Annotated in this window: 15 protein-coding genes; 5 read left to right on the top strand and 10 right to left on the bottom strand. The window is 56.9% G+C overall.

Annotated features, from left to right (window positions below; translation table 11 throughout):
• Positions 1 to 19 precede the first annotated feature (19 nt).
• The 5 genes from AAIS01_RS06140 to AAIS01_RS06120 form a co-directional block, all read right to left on the bottom strand.
• Positions 20 to 1,399: a UDP-glucose dehydrogenase family protein gene (locus AAIS01_RS06140; RefSeq protein ID WP_343468261.1), complete on the bottom strand. Its 1,380-nt coding sequence runs from the start codon at positions 1,397 to 1,399 to the stop codon at positions 20 to 22.
• A gap of 128 nt (positions 1,400 to 1,527) precedes the next feature.
• Positions 1,528 to 2,295, bottom strand: a complete 768-nt coding sequence (gene phnE / locus AAIS01_RS06135) for a phosphonate ABC transporter, permease protein PhnE (protein WP_343468260.1) — start codon at positions 2,293 to 2,295, stop codon at positions 1,528 to 1,530.
• The gene (locus AAIS01_RS06130) at positions 2,292 to 3,119 is read right to left on the bottom strand and encodes a PhnE/PtxC family ABC transporter permease (protein WP_343468259.1); all 828 of its coding nucleotides are present in this window, start codon (positions 3,117 to 3,119) and stop codon (positions 2,292 to 2,294) included. The genes phnE and AAIS01_RS06130 overlap by 4 nt, the downstream gene beginning before the upstream one ends.
• The gene (locus AAIS01_RS06125) at positions 3,113 to 3,910 is read right to left on the bottom strand and encodes a phosphonate ABC transporter ATP-binding protein (RefSeq protein ID WP_343468258.1); all 798 of its coding nucleotides are present in this window, start codon (positions 3,908 to 3,910) and stop codon (positions 3,113 to 3,115) included. Before AAIS01_RS06125 ends, AAIS01_RS06130 begins: the two co-directional genes overlap by 7 nt.
• Positions 3,907 to 4,758 (bottom strand): putative selenate ABC transporter substrate-binding protein, encoded by an 852-nt coding sequence (locus tag AAIS01_RS06120; RefSeq protein WP_343468257.1) that lies wholly within the window; start codon positions 4,756 to 4,758, stop codon positions 3,907 to 3,909. The genes AAIS01_RS06125 and AAIS01_RS06120 overlap by 4 nt, the downstream gene beginning before the upstream one ends.
• A gap of 432 nt (positions 4,759 to 5,190) precedes the next feature.
• Between AAIS01_RS06120 and AAIS01_RS06115 the strand changes: the two genes are divergently transcribed.
• Entirely contained in the window at positions 5,191 to 7,434 is a 2,244-nt protein-coding gene (locus tag AAIS01_RS06115; RefSeq protein WP_343468256.1) for a TonB-dependent receptor, read from the top strand.
• 68 nt (positions 7,435 to 7,502) lie between these two features.
• Here the strand turns inward: AAIS01_RS06115 and AAIS01_RS06110 are convergent, their stop codons facing one another.
• Positions 7,503 to 7,862 carry a winged helix-turn-helix transcriptional regulator gene (locus AAIS01_RS06110; protein WP_343468255.1) on the bottom strand — a complete coding sequence of 120 codons (360 nt, stop codon included), beginning with the start codon at positions 7,860 to 7,862 and terminating at the stop codon, positions 7,503 to 7,505.
• Between the two features lie 98 nt (positions 7,863 to 7,960).
• On the opposite strand from AAIS01_RS06110, the gene AAIS01_RS06105 reads away from it, so the two are divergent.
• The 4 genes from AAIS01_RS06105 (at position 7,961) to AAIS01_RS06090 (ending at position 13,508) form a co-directional block, all read left to right on the top strand.
• Positions 7,961 to 8,710 carry an SDR family NAD(P)-dependent oxidoreductase gene (locus AAIS01_RS06105; RefSeq protein WP_343468254.1) on the top strand — a complete coding sequence of 250 codons (750 nt, stop codon included), beginning with the start codon at positions 7,961 to 7,963 and terminating at the stop codon, positions 8,708 to 8,710.
• Positions 8,711 to 8,927: 217 nt separating this feature from the next.
• On the top strand, positions 8,928 to 9,365 hold the full coding sequence (locus tag AAIS01_RS06100; protein WP_343468253.1) for a hypothetical protein: 438 nt from the start codon (positions 8,928 to 8,930) through the stop codon (positions 9,363 to 9,365).
• The gene (locus AAIS01_RS06095) at positions 9,328 to 11,637 is read left to right on the top strand and encodes an AAA family ATPase (RefSeq protein ID WP_343468252.1); all 2,310 of its coding nucleotides are present in this window, start codon (positions 9,328 to 9,330) and stop codon (positions 11,635 to 11,637) included. Before AAIS01_RS06100 ends, AAIS01_RS06095 begins: the two co-directional genes overlap by 38 nt.
• Positions 11,634 to 13,508, top strand: a complete 1,875-nt coding sequence (locus tag AAIS01_RS06090) for a UvrD-helicase domain-containing protein (RefSeq protein ID WP_343468251.1) — start codon at positions 11,634 to 11,636, stop codon at positions 13,506 to 13,508. Before AAIS01_RS06095 ends, AAIS01_RS06090 begins: the two co-directional genes overlap by 4 nt.
• A gap of 561 nt (positions 13,509 to 14,069) precedes the next feature.
• Here the strand turns inward: AAIS01_RS06090 and AAIS01_RS06085 are convergent.
• The 4 genes from AAIS01_RS06085 to AAIS01_RS06070 all read right to left on the bottom strand — a co-directional run bounded on the left by AAIS01_RS06085 (position 14,070) and on the right by AAIS01_RS06070 (position 22,862).
• Positions 14,070 to 14,675 carry a hypothetical protein gene (locus AAIS01_RS06085; RefSeq protein ID WP_343468250.1) on the bottom strand — a complete coding sequence of 202 codons (606 nt, stop codon included), beginning with the start codon at positions 14,673 to 14,675 and terminating at the stop codon, positions 14,070 to 14,072.
• Between the two features lie 158 nt (positions 14,676 to 14,833).
• On the bottom strand, positions 14,834 to 15,226 hold the full coding sequence (locus AAIS01_RS06080; protein WP_153388231.1) for a hypothetical protein: 393 nt from the start codon (positions 15,224 to 15,226) through the stop codon (positions 14,834 to 14,836).
• Entirely contained in the window at positions 15,226 to 18,984 is a 3,759-nt protein-coding gene (locus tag AAIS01_RS06075; RefSeq protein ID WP_193034293.1) for a hypothetical protein, read from the bottom strand. The genes AAIS01_RS06080 and AAIS01_RS06075 overlap by 1 nt, the downstream gene beginning before the upstream one ends.
• Before the next feature lie 278 nt (positions 18,985 to 19,262).
• Positions 19,263 to 22,862, bottom strand: a complete 3,600-nt coding sequence (locus tag AAIS01_RS06070) for a YobI family P-loop NTPase (protein WP_343468249.1) — start codon at positions 22,860 to 22,862, stop codon at positions 19,263 to 19,265.
• Positions 22,863 to 22,929 lie beyond the last annotated feature (67 nt).

The following is a 22,929-nucleotide window of genomic DNA, read 5'->3' as shown; positions in this document are numbered from 1 at the left end:
TATTTTGAAGTAAAGGAGATCATGCGCTTTTGGACGCTTGAAACCAGGTTTGCTGAGCAATAGGCAGGTCGCACGATTGCCCGCGCCCTATGGGGAAATAGGTAAAGCCCTTGTCTGCCAGGCGGTCCGGGTCATACAGGTTACGGCCATCGAAAATCACCGCAGCCTTGAGTCGTTGCTGGATCAGATCGAAATCCGGCGCCTTGAACGGTTGCCATTCCGTGCAGATCACCAGTGCATCGGCCCCCGGCAACACCGATTCCGGCGTGCCCATCAACATCAGCTTCGATTCGTCGGGATAAAGCTGCTGGGTCTGCTGCATGGCCTCTGGGTCAAAGGCGCGGACACTGGCGCCGGCCTCCCACAACGCCTCCAGAAGGGTACGACTCGGCGCGTCGCGCATGTCGTCGGTGTTGGGCTTGAAGGCCAAGCCCCATAACGCAAAGGTTTTACCGCGCAAGTCGCCTTGGTAGAACGCCTGGATGCGCTCGAACAGCTTGTGTTTCTGCCGCTGGTTGATGGTTTCCACCGCTTGCAGCAGATCGCTGGAGCAGTGGGCTTGCTCGGCCGTGTGGATCAGCGCACGCATGTCCTTGGGAAAACACGAGCCACCGTAGCCGCAGCCTGGGTAAATGAAGTGATAACCGATGCGCGAATCGGCACCGATGCCCAGGCGCACGGATTCGATGTCAGCACCCAGGTGCTCAGCCAGCTCCGCGATCTGGTTGATGAAGCTGATCTTCGTCGCAAGCATGCCGTTGGCTGCGTATTTGGTCAGCTCGGCGCTGCGCAGGTCCATGAACAGAATTCGGTCATGGTTGCGATTGAAGGGGGCATACAAGTCGCGCATGGTGTCGCGCACTTCATCGCGCTCGCAGCCGATCACGATGCGGTCCGGGCGGCGACAATCGGCCACCGCCGAGCCTTCCTTGAGAAACTCGGGGTTGGACACGATATCGAACTGCAACAAACGGCCGGCCTTGAGCAGGCATTTGTCGATGTGTGCCCGCAAGGCATCGCCGGTGCCCACCGGTACGGTGGACTTCTCTACGACAAGGACTGGTTGTTCGCGGTAACGAGCGACTGCCTCACCGACGGCCAGAACCTGACACAAATCGGCCGAGCCATCTTCCCTGGAAGGTGTGCCCACGGCGATGAACAGCACCTGGCCGTGCTGCACGGCAAGTTGCTCATCGTGGGTGAAATGCAGGCGTCCGGCCTCCAGTCCCTCACGCACCAGCGCCGCCAGACCGGGTTCGAAGATACTCACCTGGCCCTGGCGCAGGCTTTCGACTTTTTCTTCGTCTATGTCCATGCACACCACGTCATGGCCCACCTCGGCCAACACGGCCGCTTGCACCAACCCCACGTAACCACTTCCGAATACACTGATTTTCATGGCGGACTCCCTGGATCATTTCCGAACGGGCAGGCAGGTACAACCCGCACATCGCCGCAATGCGCGCCTCTGCAGAATAAGTCGGGGATATTTCAGTTCGCTGACAGCGGCGGCGCTTACCTTGACGCTTACGCCTTGACCCAGCGCTGACGACTCCAGCTACTCAACGTGTCGACCGCCAGAACCAGCAACAGCATGGCCAGAATCACCGTGCTGGCCTGCGCCTCCTGGAACAGGCTGAGGCTGACATAAAGCATTTGCCCCAAGCCACCGGCGCCGACGAAGCCGAGCACGCTGGCCATGCGGATGTTGTTTTCCCAGCGGTAGAGGGTGTAGGCCAGCAGTTGGGGCATCAGGTTGGGCAGGGTGCCATAACAGAACGCCCAGACGGCATTGCCGCCTTGCAGGCGAATGGCTTCGGCCGGTTCTGGTGGGGTGTTTTCCAGCGCTTCGGCAAACAGCCGGCCGAGCACGCCGGTGGTGTGCAGGGCCAATGCCAGGGTGCCGGCATTGGGGCCCAGCCCTGCAGCCAGGACCATCAGCGCCGCCCACACCAGCTCAGGAACCGCGCGCAAGGCGTTGAGTATCAGGCGCGAGGCGCTTTGCATCGGCCAACCGAAGCGCCCGGCGGCGGGCAAGGCCAATGCCAGACCGAACACCGCGGCGAGCAGGGTGCCAAGGGCGGACATGGCGATGGTTTCCAGGGCGCCGTGGCCGATTGCTTTCAGATGGCTGGGGCTCAGGTCCGGGCTGAGAAAACGCTGGGCATAAGCACCCATCCGGTTCAGGTTGCCGCTGTCGCCAAGCTCGCCGAGGTCGATGCCCAGATAGGCGAACGAGACGACGACGGCGGCAACGATGCACAGGAGCAATAGCGCGTTGAACAGGCGGTTCATGCCAGTCTCCAGCGCAGCAGACGACTGAGTTGATCGGCCAGCAGAACCAGGACGAGGAACGTCAACAGCATGCTCGCCACTTCACCACCAGCGAACATGCGCAACGACAGGTCCATTTGTTGGCCCAGGCCCCCGGCACCGACAAAGCCCATCACCACCGAAGCGCGGATGGCGCACTCCCAGCGGTACACCGTGTAGGACAGCAGCTCCGCCGCGACATTGGGCAGGATCCCGTAGCAGAAGGCTGCCAGTCGGCTGCTGCCGGCCTGCAACAGCGCATGGGCTGGACGCTGGTCAACCGACTCGTAGATTTCCGCGTAGACCTTGCCCAACATGCCGCTATAGGTAATGGCGATGGCCAGCACCCCGGCCGTCGGGCCAAGGCCGACGGCGCGGACGAAGAGCAGGGCCCAGACGATTTCCGGCACGCTGCGCAGGAAGATCAGCAGGCCGCGTACGGGCCAGCGCAGCAGTTGCCCCCAATAGCCCGGATGGCCGCCACGGGAGGCCGCCGACAGCGACAGCGCACGGCTGGCCAACAGACTGGCGGGAACGGCGCACAGCAATGCCAGGGCCATGCCGGCCGTGGCGATGGCCAGGGTCTGCAAGGTGGCTTGCAAGAGCAGCTCAATGAACGCTTCGCCATGGGCCGGTGGCCAGAAGGCGGCGACAAACCGGCCCATCTCGCTTTGACTGTCGCTCGCCACCAGCACGCCAAGGTCCAGCTCGCTGAAGTGGATGCCCGGCCACAGCAGGACAAGGGCCAACAGGCAAAGCAGCAGGCGAGGGCCGCTGGCAGGGTCTCGGGTATCGCGTGTCAGCATCGGGGGATCTGCACACTCAAGGGGGAGGGCGGTGCAGGCGAGGGTTGCAACTGCTCATTGGCGTAGAGTTTGTCGAGCCGTTCGCGGTCGACGGCCTCGGTCGGCAGGTCGAACAGGATCTGCCCGTCTCGCAGGCCGATGATCCGCGAAAAGTGCGCCAGGGCCAGGTCCACCGCATGCAGGCTGGCAACCAGGGTGACGTTGTGCTCCCGGGCATGGCGACAGAGCACTGAAAGGGTGTGCTCGGCCAGCACCGGATCCATGGCCGAAACAGGTTCATCGGCCAGCAACACCTCGGGCGCCTGATACAGCACCCGGGCAATACCCACGCGCTGTAGCTGGCCGCCGGAAAGTTGCTGGCATCGCGCGAACAGCTTGTCGCTCAGATCCAGCCTGGCCAATGCCGCCCGTGCGCCGGGAATATCCAGTGGGTGCAGCAGGTTCAGCAGACTCTTGCCCATGCCCCACTGACCCAGTTTACCGGCCAGCACCGCCGTGACCACTCGCTGGCGCAGCGGAAGGGGCGGCGCTTGATGGATCAGGCCGATGCGCGCGCGCAGGCGCTGCCGTTGGCGGGCAGACAACTGCCAGGCTCGTTCACCGAGTACCTGCACTTCACCGCTCTCCGGTGGCAGGGCGGTGCCCAGCAAATTAAGCAGGCTCGATTTACCCGCGCCGGACGGACCGATAATGGCGACCTGTTCGCCGGCACCGATGTGCAGCTCCACGCCACGTAGCGCCTGGACGCCGTTGGCGTGGGTAAGGCTGACCTGGGTCAGACGTAATGTCATTTGAGCAGTTCGGCGGCGCGTGCGGCTTCCTCGATGCCCGTGTAGTTCTCAGGCTTGGTTTCGATGAAGCGACTGGCAGCCTGCAGATCGAGGATTTCCTTGTCCTGCGGATTCGCCGGGTCAAGCGCCAGGAAGGCCGCCTTGATCTTGGCCGCCAGTGCCGGGTCGAGCGTGCCGCGTACCGTCCAGTTGTAGTCGAAGTAGGCCGGGGTGGTGGCAAACACCTTGACCTTGGCGGTGTCGACCTTGCCGGCGGCGACCAGTTTTTCCCAGACGCTGGCGTTCAGAACCCCAGCGTCCACTTTACCGGCCTGGACCCAGGCGACGGTGGCGTCATGGGCGCCCGAGTAACCTACGCGGCTGAAGTAGCTTTCCGGCTTGATACCGTCCTGGAGCATGAAATAGCGCGGCATCAGGCTGCCAGAGGTGGAAGACACCGAACCGAACGCAAAGCTCTTGCCCTTGAGGTCGGCGAGGGATTTGACCGCCGGGTCGGCGCTGATGAATTTACTGGTGAATTGGGCGTCCTGCTCGCGCTGCACCAGCGGGATCGCATTACCGGTTTTCAAGCGCGCCTGCACGAACGTGAAGCCCCCCAGCCAGGCCAGGTCGATGCGATCGGTCGCCAGCGCCTCGACCACAGCCGGGTAGTCGCTTACGGGAATGAACTCGACTTTCATGCCGGTCTGTTGTTCCAGATACGCCCCCAAAGGCTTGAACTTGCGCAGCAGTTCGGTAGGGGCTTCATCGGGAATCGCACTGACTTTCAAGGTGTCGGCGGCCTGGGCCAGCAGGGCGCTGACAGACAAGGTCAAGCCGACGGCCAATGCCAGGGAACGCTTGAGCATGGAAAATCTCCGGTACGTTAACGCAAGAATATTGAAGCGCCAGGCACTCGCGAACAACCGCATGGCGCTTTGTGAGGGTAGACGAATGAGTGTGATAACGGTCGTTTTTGGCCGTGGTGAATCTCGGCCATCCAGTCACAATGCGCGGATCCTACAAGCTCAAACGCGCGATGCAAGCAGTTCTTGGCTGTTACCACCCACAGGGGCTGGATTCTCCCGAGTGTTTACGAATTTTTCCATAGTCTGGATGATGTAGCCTCGCCGAGGCTACATACCAATTCGCCATCAGAGGTTGCTGTGTCCAGGATGATTGAACCCGGAGTACGTTATGGATGCATTCTCCATGTTGTGTGTTGGTCTTATATAAGTGGGGCCCATGCAGATGATCAGCATCCTGGGGTTGAACATGCAGAGTCTGGCCAGCATTCGGCCTTGGTACTCGACGAGGTGAAGGTCACCGCACGCCACCGCGAGGAGCGCGTGCAGGCGGTGCCCATTGCCATGAACGTGCTCAATGGCGAGCAGTTGAACGACGCGGGTCTCTACCGTGCCGAGGACCTGCAGCAGCGTGTACCGAGTCTGTTGGTGGCGGTGCCCAATGCGCGTTATGCCAGCTACGGCATTCGCGGACTTGGATCGAGTTCCTACAACGATGGTCTGGATGGCAGTGTCGGGGTGTTTCTCGATGGGGTTTATCTCGGGCGCCAGGGCATGTCGCTGGTCGATCTGGTCGATATCGAGCGAGTCGAGGTGTTGCGGGGACCACAGGGCACCTTGTATGGCAAGAACACCACGGCGGGCGCGATCAACATCAGCAGCCGCGCGCCCACCTTCGAGCCGCAGGGCAATGGCGAGGTGTCAGTCGGCAGTGATGGCCTGCGTCAGTATCGCGGTACGGTTTCAGGCGCGCTGATCGACGGTGTGTTGGCAGGGCGCCTGACCGGCTACGACGTAGAGCGCGATGGCCTCATCGAGAACACTTACGACGGCAGCCACCTGGGTGACCAGAACCGCCAGGGCCTGCGGGGTCAGTTGCTGTGGACGCCGAGCGAAACGTTCAGCGCGCGGCTGATCGGTGAGTATGGTTGGCAGGACGAGCAGGGCAATGCCTTTGCGGCCAGCAATTACAGCCAGACGAGCATCGATCGAGCCGCCTTCGTTGGCTACCGCCAACTGCCTGTAGACCCTTATGCACGTCGCGTGCAGCAAGACGAACCGAACACGGTGAAGACGCTGCAGACCGGCACTACGCTGGAATTGAACTGGCTGCTTGACAGCGGCGCCACGCTGACCAGCATCAGCGGCTACCGGGACTGGACCTATGATGCTGACCAGGACGGCGATGGCATGCCGCTGTCGGTGGCCGAAAACGCCGCCGTGAAGCTTAATCAGCATCAATTCAGCCAGGAGTTACGCCTGGCCGATTCACCCAACGAACACGTCGACTACGTGGTGGGCCTTTATTATTTGCGCCAGAAGTTGAACCGCGAGGTGGGCGTGCGTTTCGGCGAGGACGCGGCCGCTTATTTTCTGGGGGATCGACCGGAAATCGACTGGCTGGGCATTACGCCCGGAATGATTGCCCCGTCGTTGCTCGATGGCGCGCAGCAGGACTTCGACGGTCAGCAGCGCACCGACAGCCGCGCGGTGTTCGGTCAACTCACCTGGCATGCCACGGACCGTCTGGCGATCACGCCAGGGCTGCGTTACACCCGCGAGCGCAAGCAGGGCTGGTTGTCCCGCAGCGTTTCGGGGTTGGCGCCACTGGGTCCAGACCTGATCTCGCAGTTGGCGGGGCCGTTGCTGCGCAGCGTCGCACTCGGCGGCGAGTACTACCGACGTGATGCGATCGAGGAGAGCAACCTTTCCGGGCAATTGACGTTCAGCTATCAGTTTGCCGATGACCTGCTCGGCTATGCCAGTTGGTCGCGCGGTTACAAGGCCGGTGGAATCAATCTCGACGTAATCGGCCCCAATGTCTCATCGACATTCGACGCGGAGCGGGTCACTTCGGTCGAAGTGGGTCTCAAGCGCAGCTTCTGGAACGAACGGGGCGTGCTGGATTTGGCTGTGTACCAGGCCGATGTCGACGATTATCAGGCATTGACCAACCGTGCGCCGGCGAACCAGTTCTCGCCGCCGATCCGCGACAACCTGATCAATGTCGGCAAGGTGCGCCTGCGCGGTATCGAACTGGACGCGCAGCTACGTGCCAGCGAACGGGTTGACTTGAGGCTGGGGATCGCCTGGAGTGACGCACGCTACCGTGATTTCCCCAACGCGCCGTGTTCGCCAACCAGCGCGCAGTGGTCCTGCGACTTGGGAGGTCACCGCGTGTTCAACGCCCCCGAGTGGAACGCCAATACCGGGATCGACTATCGCTACCCACTGGAGCATGGCCTGGAACTGTTCAGCGCCCTGGATTACACATTCCGCAGCGGTTACTACGGCACGCTCGAAGGTGGCCCAGGCAGCTATCAGCCATCCTACGGGCTGACCAACCTGCGTCTTGGACTGCGCCGCAGCAACAGGCGTTGGGAAGCTGAACTGTGGGCGCGCAATCTGTTCGACAAGAACTACATCACCGCGGTTTACGCCCGGCTTGGCGCAGGTGATTACGGAGTGCTTACCGGCGACCCGCGCAGTGTCGGCATGACTTTGCGAACGCGCTGGTAGTGCTCGACCTCGGAGCGAGCCTGTGTCCTGATTACGCAGTCGACAAGGTTAGGTTCATGAACAGGGGTTCAAGAATGGGCGAGGGCAGACGTGCGACGTGCGCTGATGCGCTCGACCGTCTGCATATGTTCCGTGCCCCATGTGCACAGCCCGCCCAGCGCAATCGCCAGGGATTGCCCGAAAGGCGTGAGGGAATACTCGACCTTGGGTGGTATTTCCTGGAAGTCGATGCGTGCAATTATTTCATCGCGTTCCAGCTCCTTGAGCTGTTGGATCAGCACCTTATCGGTCACGCCGCCGATCGCACGTCTCAGTTCGCCGTACCGGTGAACATTTTTCGCCAGGTTGTACAAGACCAAGGGTTTCCATTTGCCGCCAATGACGGACAGAGCGGCTTCGAGTCCGCAATTAAAGCTGTTGTTGGCCATGGTCTGAAGCTCCAAGGGGGTACTTACTAAAAGGTGCATACTATTCAAAAGAATAGCCTGGATCTAGAGTTGGGCCTCAACATTCTTGGGAGTTCACCATGAGCAGGCTTAGCGGAAAAATTGCAGTGATTACCGGCGGCAACAGCGGCATCGGCCTGGCCAGTGCCATTCGTTTTGCAGCGGAAGGCGCGCAGGTGGTTATCGTGGGACGCCGGCAGGAAGAACTGGACAAGGCGCTACACCAGATCGGCCCTGAGGCCATTGCCATCCAGGGTGACATTTCGAATCTGGACGATCTGGATCGTATCTTCACCCAGGTCAAAGCCGCCAAAGGCCGCATAGATGTGCTGTTTGCCAATGCCGGCCTTGGCGATTTCCAACCCATCGGATCAATCACCGAAGAGTCGTTTGATCGCACATTCGGCATCAACGTCAAAGGCACACTGTTCACCGTGCAAAAAGCGCTGCCACTGATGCACGCAGGCAGCTCGATAATCGTCACCGGCTCGACCACAGGCAGCATGGGCACGCCGGCATTCAGTGTGTACAGCGCCACAAAGGCCGCGCTGCGTAACTTCGCCAGGAGCTGGGCGCTGGATCTGAAAGGCACCGGTATTCGCGTCAACGTACTTTCACCCGGGCCGATCTCGACACCGGGGCTGGACATGGCGCTTGCCGGCACCGGCCAGAAAGACGCGATCATTGAAGACATGACCGCGCAGTTGCCGCTGAGTCGAATTGGTCAGCCCGAAGAAGTCGCAGCAGCGGCGTTGTTCCTGGCGTCAGATGAAAGCAGCTTCATGACCGGCAGCGAAATGTTCGTGGATGGAGGTTTTGCCCAAGTTTGATATTGAGAGGGTTTTGCCCATTGAAATCTGATGCACTGCCTCTGATTACGCACTGCGATGATACGCATAATGTATATTATGTTAAACAAGATGCCGTGTTCGAGATGTTCATGAGGCTCATAAGGTTCTGATTCGACAAACCCGCTTCTGAGGTCCAGTCTCTCAACGGGCCATGTACTTCGTGTTCATGGCGAGTCCTTGATGGAGGTGGCTGCCGATGAAGCTGATTCAGTGCCGTTTCTCTTCCGGTCAGCGTGTACCGCTGCTCGTGCAGACCGGAGATGCGGCGCCATTGGCCACGCTTGTCCCGTTCATCTACGTTCAACTCAAGCTAAAGTACCGCGCTTACAACACGGCGGCGCATCTACGAGCGATCCAGGCTTTCTACACCTATGCGGAAAGCCGGGAGCTGGATATCGATGAGGCCATCTTGGCGGGTCATTTTGAGGCGATTCTGGCGTTACTGGACGGTTACGCCATCTGGCTCCAAAGCGGCCGTCAAGCCGACAACCTAGTCGCCCGAATTGGCACCGCTGCGAAGGCACCTTTTCTGCGAGTCGTTTCTACACATCTATCGGCTTGGCAAGCCGCCATAGTGCGATCACAAGGAAGAGGCTATGCAAATCCAGTACCTGGAGATCGCGAACTTTCGTAAGCTCCTGTCAGTTCGAATCGACCTGGCCAACACCACTACCCTTCTGGTCGGAGCAAACAACAGCGGTAAGTCCTCCGCGATGTTGGCGCTACGCAAGTTCCTGCTTTCTAAAGCGACCGCGTTCCGGCTCCAAGATATGACGCTCTCGCATCTCAGAACTATTGATGCCATTGGCGTCGATTGGGAAGCTGCTGATGAAAGTCTCGAAGCCCCTGCGGCGAACGAGTGGGCGCACTGGTTACCTAGCCTGGATCTGTGGGTGGAAGCCTCACAAGGCGAACTGCACCACATCAGAGACCTGATTCCCAACTTTGCCTGGAAAGGCGGCCACGTTGGCATGCGCTTCCGACTCGAGCCAAAGGACATGAGCAAGCTCTTTACTGATTACAGGAAAGAGCGGAAGCGCGTGAAGCTGCTGCTAGAGGAAATTGAGAAACAGACCGAGGTGGGAAAGACTCCGCTCACCCTGCCACTGTGGCCGCAAAGTTTGCACGATTACCTCAACCGGCGGCTGGGAACGATGTTCGCGATTCGCTGGTACCGTCTCGACCCTGCGCAACTCAGCGCACCAGATCCCAAGACTCGTCACGCCAAACTTCAAGGACTGTCCGCGACCGCTATTCCGCTGGAAAGCAACCCCCTGACCGATCTCATCCGCGTTCACGAAATCAACGCCCAACGCGGCTTTGGAGACAGCGCGGAAGAATCCGTCACCGAAGGCAGAGGTGGTTCGGGGAAAAAGTTGACGGAACAATTGCGCGCTTACTACAACCGGCATTTGGATCCGGGTGACAGTCCAGACATCTCGGACCTGGAGGCGCTGACAGCCATCCAGGCTGCCCAATCTGCATTCGATTCCCGACTCACCTCCAGCTTCGCCCCTGCCCTCGAAGAAGTCGCAGGCCTTGGATACCCCAACAATTCTGACCCTGCTATCAGGGTAGAAACTCGGCTGTCTCCTACAGACGGGATGAACCACGAAGCAGCAGTATTATTCGAGCTGGACTCAGCCGCAGGCGCGCCCGGCGCCCCTCCCATGCGCTTGCCCGAGACGTCCAACGGTTTGGGTTACCAAAACCTGATCTCTATGATTTTCCAGTTGATGGCGTTTCGAGATGAATGGCTGAGAAAGTACAAGAACACGGAGGAGCAGTCTGACACTGGTGTCGAGCCAATCCACCTAGTGCTGATCGAGGAGCCTGAGGCTCACCTGCACGTCCAGGTGCAGCAGGCCTTCATCAAGCATGCATATCACGTCCTGTGTAATGACCCGCTGCTTAAGAAATATCCGAAGCTCAAAACCCAACTGATCGTCAGCTCTCATTCGAGCCACGTCGCGCATGAGACGGAGTACGCCAATCTTCGGTATTTCCGTAGGTTGCCCGCGGGTATGGCCGACGTACCTGTTCCAGTGTCCACCGTCTCCAACCTAAGCACTGTTTTCGGGCAGAAAAACCCTCACAAGCAAACGAAGGAGTTCGTGACCCGTTACCTCAGGGCGCAACATGCCGATCTCTTCTTCGCCGACGCGGTCATTCTGGTAGAAGGTGCTGCAGAGCGAATGATGCTGCCTCACTTCCTGCGCAACCACTTCCCCTTCCTGGATCGATGCTACATCACCATCTTGGATATCGGGGGCAGTCACGCTCACCGACTCCGGCCGCTGGTAGACGCATTGGGCATCGTGACCTTGGTGATAACTGATCTGGACGCTGGCCACAAAAAATCAGCGGTACCGGTTCGGCGACAGGCAGAGCAGTCAACCAATAACCCTACCCTCCGGCACTGGGTGGCAGCCCGACAACTGGGTCATGACGTGGACACTCTGCTGGATCTGGATAGTGAGCAAAAAGTTGTTCAGATCGATGATTTGTTTGCTATCAGAGTGGCGTATCAGACGCCCATCACCATCCGTCTTCCTAAGACTGAAGTTGATGTAGAGGCCCTGCCCAATACCTTCGAGGACAGCCTGGTACTGAGCAACGTGAAGCATTTTGCGACTAAGCAAGGCCGGGGTTTGACCAAGGCAGTTTCCAAAGCGCTGCGTGAGTCGGAAACCGCGGACGATCTGGGTCAGGCGTTGTTCGACGCTCTCAGGAATGGAGACAAGGCGGAGTTCGCTTTACAGATACTGGGAGATCCCAACTTTGCCAAGGTAGCGATTCCCGAGTACATCCGCGAAGGGCTCACTTGGTTAGAGACCAAGCTCAAGAAAAAGAGTAAGGAACTTCTGATAATTCCAACGGCCAGCATCGAGGTGACTGGACAATGAGCGCCATTACCGAGGTTGTTGATGAAGTGAAGCCGACTGCTGATGAAGTTATCAAGGAATGTCTAAACCTAGAGCAGCCACGCAGCTTCTTCCTTTACGCAGGGGCCGGCTCTGGCAAGACCCACTCGCTCGTAGAAGCAGTGAAGTCGCTCAAGGGGCGGGAGCAACAGCGTCTTACATTTGAAGGCCGGCAGATCGCGATCATTACCTATACCAATGCGGCCTGCGAGGAGATCGAACGCCGGCTCGAGCACGATCCTCTGGTTGAAGTCTCAACGATCCACGCTTTCTCCTGGAGGATGATCAAGGGCTTCAACGATGACATTCGTGAGTGGTTGCGCGTTAAGCTCGCCGCCGACATCGACGAACTGGATGACAAACTCCGTAGGGCGCAAGGAGAGAATAAGACGTCTCGTGCTAATCGGGCGAGCCGGGATAGCAAAGCCCGTCGCCTCGCGAGCCTAGATGAAATCACCGACTTCACCTATAGCCCGACGGGAGACAACCGAAGCAGGCAATCTTTGAACCATAGCGAGGTCATCCAGATGGCCGCGGCGTTCATCCCGAAGCCACCCTTGCTTGATGTGATGGCCGACCGGCACCCGGTGCTCTTGATCGATGAAAGTCAGGATACGTACGGCCCGCTCATGGATACCTTTCTGCAAGCTCAAGCTGCAATCCCTGAAAGGTTCTGCCTAGGGCTTCTCGGCGACACGATGCAACGCATCTACAACGACGGGAAAGTTGGGTTGGATGATGCCATTCCTGCGGATTGGGCCAAGCCAGAAAAGCGCATGAACCGTCGCTGCCCAACTCGAGTTGTCGACTTAATCAATGTGATCCGTGCGAGCTTTGACGGTCATCAGCAAATACCTAAGCCGGGGGCTGCCAGAGGCACAGTACGAATGTTCTGCACACGGCAAGTACCGGGTCAGGATTTCAGCCTGGAAGAGCAGATTGCTAGGCAAATGGCTGACGTCACCGGCGATGTTCAGTGGGCAACCGGCATGCAAGGCCGCAAGACGCTTATCCTGGAACACAAGATGGCTGCGCGGCGTATGGGGTTTGAAGGTGTATTCACGCCGTTGTATGCCGTTGAACACCTAAACACGGGCCTACTGGACGGAACGCTACCCATACTCAAGCTTTTCTTTGAGGGGGTCGCCCCAATAGTAGAAGCGGCTCGAGCGGATGATTTCACGCTCATGGAAGCGGTGCGGCTGCGCTCTCCCTTGCTTGATCCCAAATACTTGGAGTTGGCTGGCACCAACCAACTGGAGGTGCTGGAGTCTGTTGGAAAAGCGACCCAGTCGCTCTGTGAGATGCTTACGGACAATGATCCGTTGATTGGGGAAGTGGCTCAAGTTCTTCAAAGGACTGGCCTGCTTGAGCTGCCTGCCCGCTTCGTCGAAGCGATGGCTCTGGGCGCTACGGCTGACGATGCCCCGGAAACATCGGATCGCGAAGCGCTGGAGATTCATGCTTATCGGATCGTCCTGGGCCGCTCTTACTCGGAGATGGAGGCGTTCGCTGGCTACGCAAATGGGCTTTCACCGTTCGGCACCCACCAGGGGGTGAAAGGCCTAGAGTTTCCGCGTGTGATGGTCATCCTGAACGATGAAGAAGCAGGCGGTTTTCTGTTTAGCTATGAGAAGCTGCTAGGCGTTACGCCTGCTTCGCCAACCGACGTGAAGAATCAGCGGGCGGGCAAGGATGATTCCTTGTCACGCACGCGCAGGCTTCTTTATGTGACCTGCAGTCGTGCTGAGGAAAGCTTGGCGATCGTGATTTACAGCGCCCAGCCAGAAATTGCCAAAGCGAGCGTCATTGAAGCCGGCTGGCTGAATGCAGACGAGATTGTCGTGCTTTGAAAATGGCACTGGCTTACAGCCACTGAAGCTGACGATTGCACGATGAAGTCGGCCGGATTCAGCGGGATACTAGGATGCTAACTGTTGCAGCCTACGCCACCCCAGATCACCGGATCTGGGGTCCGTCATGACCGGTCTGCGCTACGCGCAGCAGCCTGCACATCGGCTCTAAGGAATAGCGACCGCTTAACGCCTCTATGGCGAGGAACTTTACTTCGTGGGTTGCGAGAAGATGACGAGCGACTTCTAAACATCGCTCTCCATGGTGACCTGAGCCGTTTGCTGGCGTAGCCGACGAGCTCCGCACTTTCACCTTGCTGCTCGCACCGGGGGCCCATTTGCCCAGCAGGCTTTCAGCGATGCCTAGCGTTTCGGCCAAGGCCCTCGTCAAACGACCCTCCATCACCCCTCTTCCATGGGTTTCTCAGCGGCGACTATTGAATGACCGACCGACTCACACAATGGATCGAGTGAGTGCATCACTGGGGCTACCCAGAAAAGCTGTAATGGGTAGATAATATACTCTTCCGATCGGTAGTATTGAACTCACTAATGCTCGGATCAATCAGAGCAATTTTTCTTTCGAAAGCTTTCAAACTTTTCTGTAGTTGTCGAAGACATTGAAATTACGTAGCTGTTAGTTTCAGCACTAAAAACTCGCCCATCTCTTCTGCAAGCACGACCATACCAAATAATGGATTCATGAGGTGCGCCACCAATATCAACCGATGATATTTTCATCCCGTAATATTGCTCATCTACGCCTTCGGCGCCTTTAACAACACTTGCTCCGCGCCTTTTCATCTCCACCAACTTCATCTTCCCCTTGTCAAGGACAAAGGGCAAAGTCCCCGCCACCGGAACACCATCATCCGGTATAAAATAGCCTTCCCCAGTATCATCCTGACCTACAAGCAATTGTATTTCGGTTACTAAATAAGGAGCATTTCCACCGTTAAAGAAAGCCAATTTCGTATTTGCCAACTGCTCTTCACTTTGAAAGTTGACATCAAAGCTTAAAATCCTGATATTGGCATCGTATACCACCCTTAAATTTAAATATATACCAAAAATGGAAGCCGCCAAGGCAAGAATAGAAACTACTATAGCCTCCCGATCTTTCAACGTCAAAAACCATCTATACACGACTTCAACACACTTATCCATTCAATATAAGTCCGCGCTTCAATATAATCTTCGTCTTACTGCCAACGTCAGGCGCCCTAAACTGCCAGGTAAAAAATTGAGGGTTGGCAGGCCAGCATGTCGGTTCACCAACCTGCATTCCCCTCTTTTTCAGGGACGCTATGCGGACATCGCATCGATCATTCCTCAACAGGCGTTAGAACAACTGCTGGATCCAGCACACGACCCGCAGGTACTGCAAATCGGGCGTTAATATTAACCACTGGGTCAAGGGTCAAATCTAACGCCCAAAGCGGTGTTGTGAGATTAATCGAGATGTCCTCCAAGAGGTCTTTGAGTCGATTAGCCGATCTATAGCGGCTATACCAGTCATGATTCTCAGCTTCTACGCCCACCAAGATCTCACGCCCGTGCAGGGTGACCGAGGTCAAAACCCGCTTCTCATCGAGCTCCTCCTCCCCTGTCCCCTCCTCTGGCTCCGATTGGACGACAATCATGCGCCGTTGGTAATCACCAAGATAACCATCTTGACCCAGCTTGCCACGGGGAGTTGGGTTAAGCTCGGGTTCCATCAAAATCTCAAAGCGTTTTGCTGGGCGTCAGTATCAGAGCGCTCCGCATCGCGATCCCAAGATAGGGCAATCTGCTCAAGCATCGCCCTCGTCCGAACAAATCCCGCAGATGCCTCAGCCCACTCCCGTGTTTGCTTAGCCAATGCGCGCTCCTGGTCGCCCCCTTCGCCTATCGCCTTGCAAAATACTCCCCTCATATTGAAGCGCTCGATGCTAACCCCGCGCTCGACCTGGGTGGACGCCAAGGTTTCAATCACATTCCGAACAGCTTGATGAGGCCAAGCACCATCTTGTGTGCTCAGTGGGGAGTGTGCCAGAACCTGCCCGATCAGTTGATCCGTAATCTCTGTACGATCCTGCTCCCTAGACAACCTCTGAACCTCGAGACACCACTCGAGCAATGCCGTCTCGTCAACCTCCTCCTCCGACTGGCCTGGGAGCGTCTTTAAGCTCTTGAGCAAGCGGTAGGCATTCGAGGCGTAATTTTTCTCTTGCTCGGAAATCTCTCTCGGCTCTTCACTCTTACCCCTAAACACCTTGCAAAGCATTTCTACAAAGAAGCTTGGTTGCTCGATAAGAAGCCGGTGTAAGACCTTTGGGTCATTTCGAAGAACAGGGAAGTAGGCAAACTCCAGAGCAGCCACCTCAGCTAAGGAGATGTCCATGCGGGCAGACAAATTCAAGATGGCTTTTTCGACCTCATAAGAACTCAATCCAGCCTGAGCAGGCCCCTTAGAATTCTGCTCAGTGATGCTGTTCTTTAGCAGCGAAACAAGATCAGCAGTAGGGACGTCAGAGAGACGCCGCGAGGCCGCACTCAGAGCTGCGGCCGGCCTGCGTGCACATCTATATTTTTCTATAGCAAACGATAGATCCCGAACGTTACCTTCTACCTGATGAGCGGTTTTCTGCGCCCAGTAGGAGTTCTCAACCTCTTCTCCGAACGATGCAACATACGACCAGGCTCGTGCGCTTTCTGGCAGCGACTCGAGTACCAACGCTAAACGAGACGAGCTCAAGGCAGAGCTTTGAGCAGAGGATCGGCCAGCTGCTTCCCAAGGCTGGCCCAGACGGCTAAAGCCATCAGCCAACACTGCTCCGGCAATAAGCTCAAGCTCTGCTACAGAGCTTGTGACGATCTTTTCGAATAGCTCCACGAGGTCGTCGTAAGGTAACTCTAGCCCTCGGCAGGCATAGCCAACAAGTCGCGGAATTTTGACGCGAGCCATCAGGTCAAGGAGCCCTTGCACGCCGTGCGCCTCTCGAATAGCTCGCAAAGCATTCAGGCGAGCATCCTCAACTAGTTTGATTGAGTCGACATCCTCATCGGCCTGCCCCTCCACGGGTGGCATCCAATCATCGAAAAGCCAGCTGTAGTGTTCAAACAACGTTGTGGGCTCATACCTGTCCACCAAGCTTGCAAGTTGCCCCAGTCGCTCCTCAGGGATAGCCCAGTCGAATCTAGAGAATTTCTGGTGACGCTTCACCTCCCGATTCAGAGTTTTCCAGATCTGTGTATGGGGCTCCTTTGGTGCGGAGTTCAGAGCGCTATCAAGGCCGTTCACTACTGCTTCAAAAGCGGAATCTTGAAGCATCTCAAGCGAGTCGATGATAGATTTCCACCGTTCATCACGATGGCCCGCTTCTATGATCGCGAGCTCGACAATCTTGCCTTCGCTTTCCCATACCAAACCGTAAGTCAGGGTTTCGCCGCCGCCGTCCTCATACTCCCGAAATTTTGGCTTTTCAGTGGCGGAACTGTTGTCGCCAGATCGTGGAAGAAGTGTCTCGAGCAAGGGCCAGGCGATCGTGGGTACGTCTTTCACGACTGCCTGCAAAGCAGCTAGCCGCCGCGTTGTGTTGACTCCAGCGCTGGGTATCCATGAGAGAAAAATGGCTCGCAGGCTGTTAATCGGCCGGTTGCTCATCTTCCCGCCAGGATCAATGGCAGCAAGCTCCGCTAGGCAACGCACGGCTCGATCAAATGTTTCAGGAATCCAAGCCAACACCTCCAGAGCCCAGAGTAGGCCGCAGTGGTAGGTAACAGGGGTTAACATCCCTGGATATTCATCGAAGATCGGGCGGATGGAAGGCGATGCGCCCTCAAGCTGACGCTCAAGGGCCTCGAGAAAAAAATTAGGGGATGCTTCCGCGAGCAACGCTAAATCCTGACCCAAACTCGCCATAAGCCGATGGTCAGATGACAGCTCCGGCAATGAACGGACGAGGTCATCAACGAAGGTCTTGGGACTTCCGCCGAGGACTGTGAATTTAGCCGGAGCGTGCAGCACCGCCATGTGCAGCAACGTAGTCATCAGACCATTTCGCAGGTGCTCGCTGTGGGCCGTATCACGCTGAGCATGACGGACGAACGGCTCATCTGGACTTGGCGGTTTATGCGATCGCACAGCGGCGGCAAAAACGGTGGTAATCGCATCCTTGAAAAGCTGAAGGTGCCTGCGGCCGACATACGGAGCGAGGTAGAGGAATGCATCCACCGGAGCTCTAGTCGCCCATAAATTGCCAACGTTTTCGATAGGTGAATCTGGCATGACTAGGTATTTGCGAAGCTCATCTTCCGCATCCTCATAGTTTTGCTGACTGAGCGACGAAATAATGGACTGATCTTCCTCTGCATCAGATGCCCACGCGCCGGCAAGCATGACAGGGATGAGTGGTTTCGTGTCATCGAGCCATTTAGGCTTCACTGCAGTGCCACTGGGGTACTGCCTAGCTAACACTGCCAGACTCCGTCCACATGTCCGTGCCGCTTCGTACCCTTGATCCTCGGTCATCCCCATCTTCGCGATTGCTATTCCGAGTTCTCTGCTGGACGGACGGCGCAGCTCGATGTGCCCATGGGTCTTGTCATCGGCGCCGGCGCTCACCACGGTTGGCCCTCGCAACAGCATTTGCCCCACACACTCACAGGCAGTGTTTCTAGGTAAGTAAATGAGACCTGATTTGCTCAAGAGAGCATTTGCGGCATCTGCCGTATCAACAATCAGCGTGCGAGACTCTAGGTACTGCCGCACTGGCTCCGGCGCACTGCGTATGGCAGCCACTGTGAAAGCGATCACCTCATCGGTGGTATCGGCAGAATATGCCAGCCGCCCACCCTCTTGTCTTAGCTTCTGCAGAAGCTCTTCCGCCTGCTTTTCACGACCAGCCAATAAGACGTCTTCAACAAGCGCTGGCTCAAAACGGGTCGAGAAAGACTGCCAAAACTCCTCTGTGCTGAGTATTCCGGCCGGAGGAGCGATTTCAAGCTCAAACTTGGCCCAGCGGGAAGCAACGGCTGGGCATTTCGAGAGCCAATCTTCCAGCAGGGTGCTCTCCAAATAGACGATGCCCTTCCAGTCTCCGCTCGCATTTTTTCCTGCTAGCCAATCCTCAACTTTTTCGCTCGTATCGTTCCATGTCCGTGGCGTAACCAAAACCAAGGTAGTGTCTGCCCTTTCATCAGCACTCACCTCAGCGGTACGCTTGTCATAGTCGGTGTTCGCCTTGCTCTTCCCGACCCCACTGGTGCCAAACTCCCAGATCGAACGTCCGTCAGGAACAAAAGGTGAGGTAGAGTCCGCGTCCAGGTATCCGTCGTATCCACGCACCTGGCCCTTGTCTCCTTGAGGAAATCTGATTCTTCTAATTTTTGGCGAGGTCGCCCAGATCAAGTCTGCTACTAGACCAGGTATCTGGACGCGAGATTGAAGTGTGTCAGCCCATTGCTCCAACTGAAGAGCGGTAATCCATTTCAACGCCAGTCTCCTTTCAGTGCTGTAGCAGGTGGCCGAATTGCCCACGGTCCTGCGGCAAAAGGCCACTATACTCCACCGGCCAATGCCATTACCACCTATCGACGCCTCACCTCCACGGCTGGAGAACATGGGCAAGTGGATCTGCAGTCGACGAGGCGACCCCTAGCAGCTCCAAGCTTGTTTGAACCGCCCCTAGTTTCGTAGACACTCCAAGCCTCATAGACCGGCCGAGTTCCGGACTTATGTGAAGGTGGACGGAATAGCCACCCAATGGCTACTCAATTACGCTTGCTCCAGACCACGATGCGCTTGGCCTCAGATTTCACAGCACCCACGAAACTTCTTGCAGCGAGGGCATCAATCAGCCGGCGATCTATATCATGAGCCGGCAAGTTCACGCGCCGTTTGTTGAGTAACGCCTGATACTCCTCGCCCACGAGCGGCAATACTCCAGCCGTTTCTGGCCAACTGCAGCCCATCGAGAGAGCATGGATCAGCATGTTGATCCTTTGCTCTCTAGAGAGCGCCCCGTCCGGGAGCAACTTCAGCAGCGTCGGGAGGTAGGCCTCCGGGAACCGCAATCCATCTCGGGCCGCGTGATCACACGCTCTAGCCAATGCTTCAACGGCACCGTCGCACGTGTCATAGGCGTCGTAAGGAATGCCCGACCATATCTTGATGCTCTCAGCAGTCGAGCACACCTGTGCGTTGGTCAGTTCAAGGGCCAACGACACCGGCAACGCCGACATGTCCATCTGTTCACGGGCGACGCCCCACCGGCGGATGAGGTAAGCCCCTAGATAAGAGAAAGCGTGATCGGTAATGAAGGCCCGAATTTCCTCCCTGTACTCGACCATGTCACCATTGGCGAACATCGCCCACCTATTGCGAGGCGCCGCGGTGTCCATGACAACGCTTGGGCTCAACACCACCTTCGAGAAAAGCGTTCGTAGGGTTGCATTCTCGACTTGCGGCGTGCGAACGAGGAAAGTCTGCAAGCCAGCGTTGCGACTGGCGTCCTGCCACAACTCTTCAGCCAACTCTTGAGCGTTGTGCTTGAGAAACTCCGCGAAATTATCCAACGCCGACTCGCCCAAATCGACGAAATCTGCGGATTCTTTGTCAGCTATCAGAGCCCGATTGAAGTACGTCCAAGCTGCATTACCCACAGGCCGAACACGTCCCGCCATCATGATTTTCGCCCATAACAAGGTCGGTACCGCGTCAAGGTCAGTCACACTGCAGGTCGTCTGTTCGAGCAATACCTGTAGTGTGTAGGCTTCACTCTGGCAAAGACCGAACAAGGCCACGAGCGATTCCGGTGTCTCTTCGAGCGATCCATCCTGGCTCACGAGCTGAGCCACGAAACCGTCCGGGTTTTCCTCGATCAGGGTGTCCATGCCAGTGACTTCCAGCTTGCTAAGCCGATGGTACGTTACCCTAACGCTCTGATTTCCCGGATCCAGTGTCTGGCAGAGCAATTGCAGCATTTTGAGGTTAAGGGCCAAACAACCCCACTCCACCATTTGCCGCAAATCTCCAGACGAGGCACTCGAATCGAGGTTGGAGAATTGCGCTGGCAGCTCCCTGACCCACCTCCATCCGTTTTGACTACTCGCAAGCTTAGCTGCAAGAACCGAAGCATCACGCAGCTCATTGATAGTCTTCCTCAACCGGCCAGACTTATCGTCGAGGGTCTGCATCTCCTTGGGCGTCAGCGCATCCAGAAGAGCAATGAGGAACTGCTGCCGCAAGGTGGATGTTTTGAATCGATCATGGCTGAGCAGTAACGGAATGAGATCGCGATCTGCGCCATACATTGCTCTCATAAGCGCAGAACCGTACTTCCCAGGAACAATCGGTGCTACCGCCTCAGCGAAACGCTCCTTGTAATCATGACCGCTTCGGAGGATCAAGCGAAGTTTGTCCCTTCTGGCAACCATCTCATCCTTGCGCGACTGCAAAAGCTCATGAATAAGATCGACCATAATACCGCGCCCGCCATCTACCGAATCCAGATCCAGCTTCCTGATCACAAGCTCCGGATTATGTATTGGAGTGGTCACGTCGTACTCCTCCCCCCTGACAAGCCCCATGATGAGGTTCTTATCCGATTGGGTGAGTGATCCCTCGTAGAAATATCCGAGGTAATCGACGTAATCCGTGTCGAAGAAACCGCGGTGAACGAGGAACGTTATGAGCTCTAGCCCTTTTAGGCGTTTGGCAAGCTCTGCGCCGTACCCCAGGGAAACGATCTGCCGAAAACCTGCCGTTTTGAGGCGTAGCACTTTGCTTCGATTCGTTTCAAGTTGCTCATCCAACTCATCGAGCGAGGTCTGAAAGCGTTGCAGGCGCTCATCGTAACGTGCCTCTTGCAAAGCCTTTTTAGGCTGGACAGCTTGGCCGTTATCTTGCCAGTGTGAAATCACAATTGGTTGCACGCTTCGACATGCTACTACCTGGGCGAATACAGGATCCGATACAAAGTCCAGTAGCGTGACCGTAGACCCGCCATCCAGCCGCACGTGGTTTGCAGTGGGTTTGTTCCCAAGTTTCAAAATCTCAAACCAGACGGACAAACGTAGATGCTCCACGCCATCGGCCACCTCGTCTTCACGTGCCGCACGCTGATCCTCTAGCGCTTGAGCTGCCGTTTCGAGTAAGTCGGTTTCGGCTTTTACCCACTTCGCGTAGCCATCAATGACGCCATAGATCGTGCCCCGCCGCTTGACCAAGTCCGCATAGGCATTGGGGTGCAGATTTCGGATCGCAACCATCGCAAACAGCTTGTTGGGATCCAGCTCCAGACCGTCCTTAGCCAGTACGTTCGCGTAGACGTCATACTCGTTGACGATGTTTTTGATCAGCCTCATTTCGTCGATGTAGTAGCACACCGTCTCGATGAGTTTGAGATTCAAGCCATCATCGAGCGGTTTGCCGGCCACCTGGCGGGCCTTCATGAGCTCGACCAGCTTTTCCCTGGAGTTCTCGGAGTTGATCACAGGGATGATGGGGATAATGAGGTCGAAGAATTTTGTCTTGTCCGTGACCGTGAACAGCTCATCACGGATGGCATAGACGAAATGGACAGGACGCTTGACCTGGGGTGATCGCTGGATAATGAAGTTGATCTCTCGCAGCCTGAAGAAGATGTCCTGGATGTCGAAGCGATCCAGGTCTTCAATGACCACCACGTTGATATCACTGCGCTCGAAGCAGTAGATGATTTCATCGACGTTCTTATGAAGCACCGAGCCATGGTGAGTCGCTTCAAGCTTGCCTCCCTTGAGGGTCAGCCCATCGATGGTAAACAGGGACATGAACCTCAACCCGGCGTACAACAGATAGATTGCACCAATCGCCACTCCAGCCAGCGCTGCAGACTCGGGAAGAACCATTAAGCCCTTGATCAGCCATTCAAGCGACACGGTTTTTATCATCGCAAGCTTGGGTACATAGAGCCTCAAGGCGCAGACGGCAAGCAAAGTGAACCCCAGCGTGCGCATGCTAATACTGAAGTTTGAGGCCTGGGCTATCCGTTTCAGTCGAGTCTTGGGCACTTTCGCTGCGGGCACCGCGTAGAGCAGTTGCTGGACGATGGTCTCTTCAATGCGATTGACCAGATCGACATCCCCAGGTGAGTGCTCGCCCCCGGTAACAGCCGGGCCCTCAGGTGCGGAGTCAGGGTCGGGAGGTTGGCCACTAGGCTGAGGAGTCAAACCCAAGGTGGGTTTGCTGAAGGTCGCGAGGGACACATAGGTGTGGTTGAACTGTGGATGGTTGCTGAAGAATGTCTTCAGCACGCTGCTCTTACCCGCGCCATAGCTACCTGTGAGCGCGATGTTCAGAACATCGGAGTTTTCCAGGGCATGTAGCAACTCGCGCTCATACCGGGCCGATCGGCCGTCCGTGACAATGACGGGGGTCAACGGCTCAAAGAAAGGA

Origin of the sequence: Pseudomonas halotolerans (assembly GCF_039581215.1) — a bacterium.
GTDB lineage: Bacteria > Pseudomonadota > Gammaproteobacteria > Pseudomonadales > Pseudomonadaceae > Aquipseudomonas > Aquipseudomonas tehranensis.
Note: the sequence above shows the minus strand (reverse complement) of the source record. Positions and strands in the feature narration are given on the sequence as shown.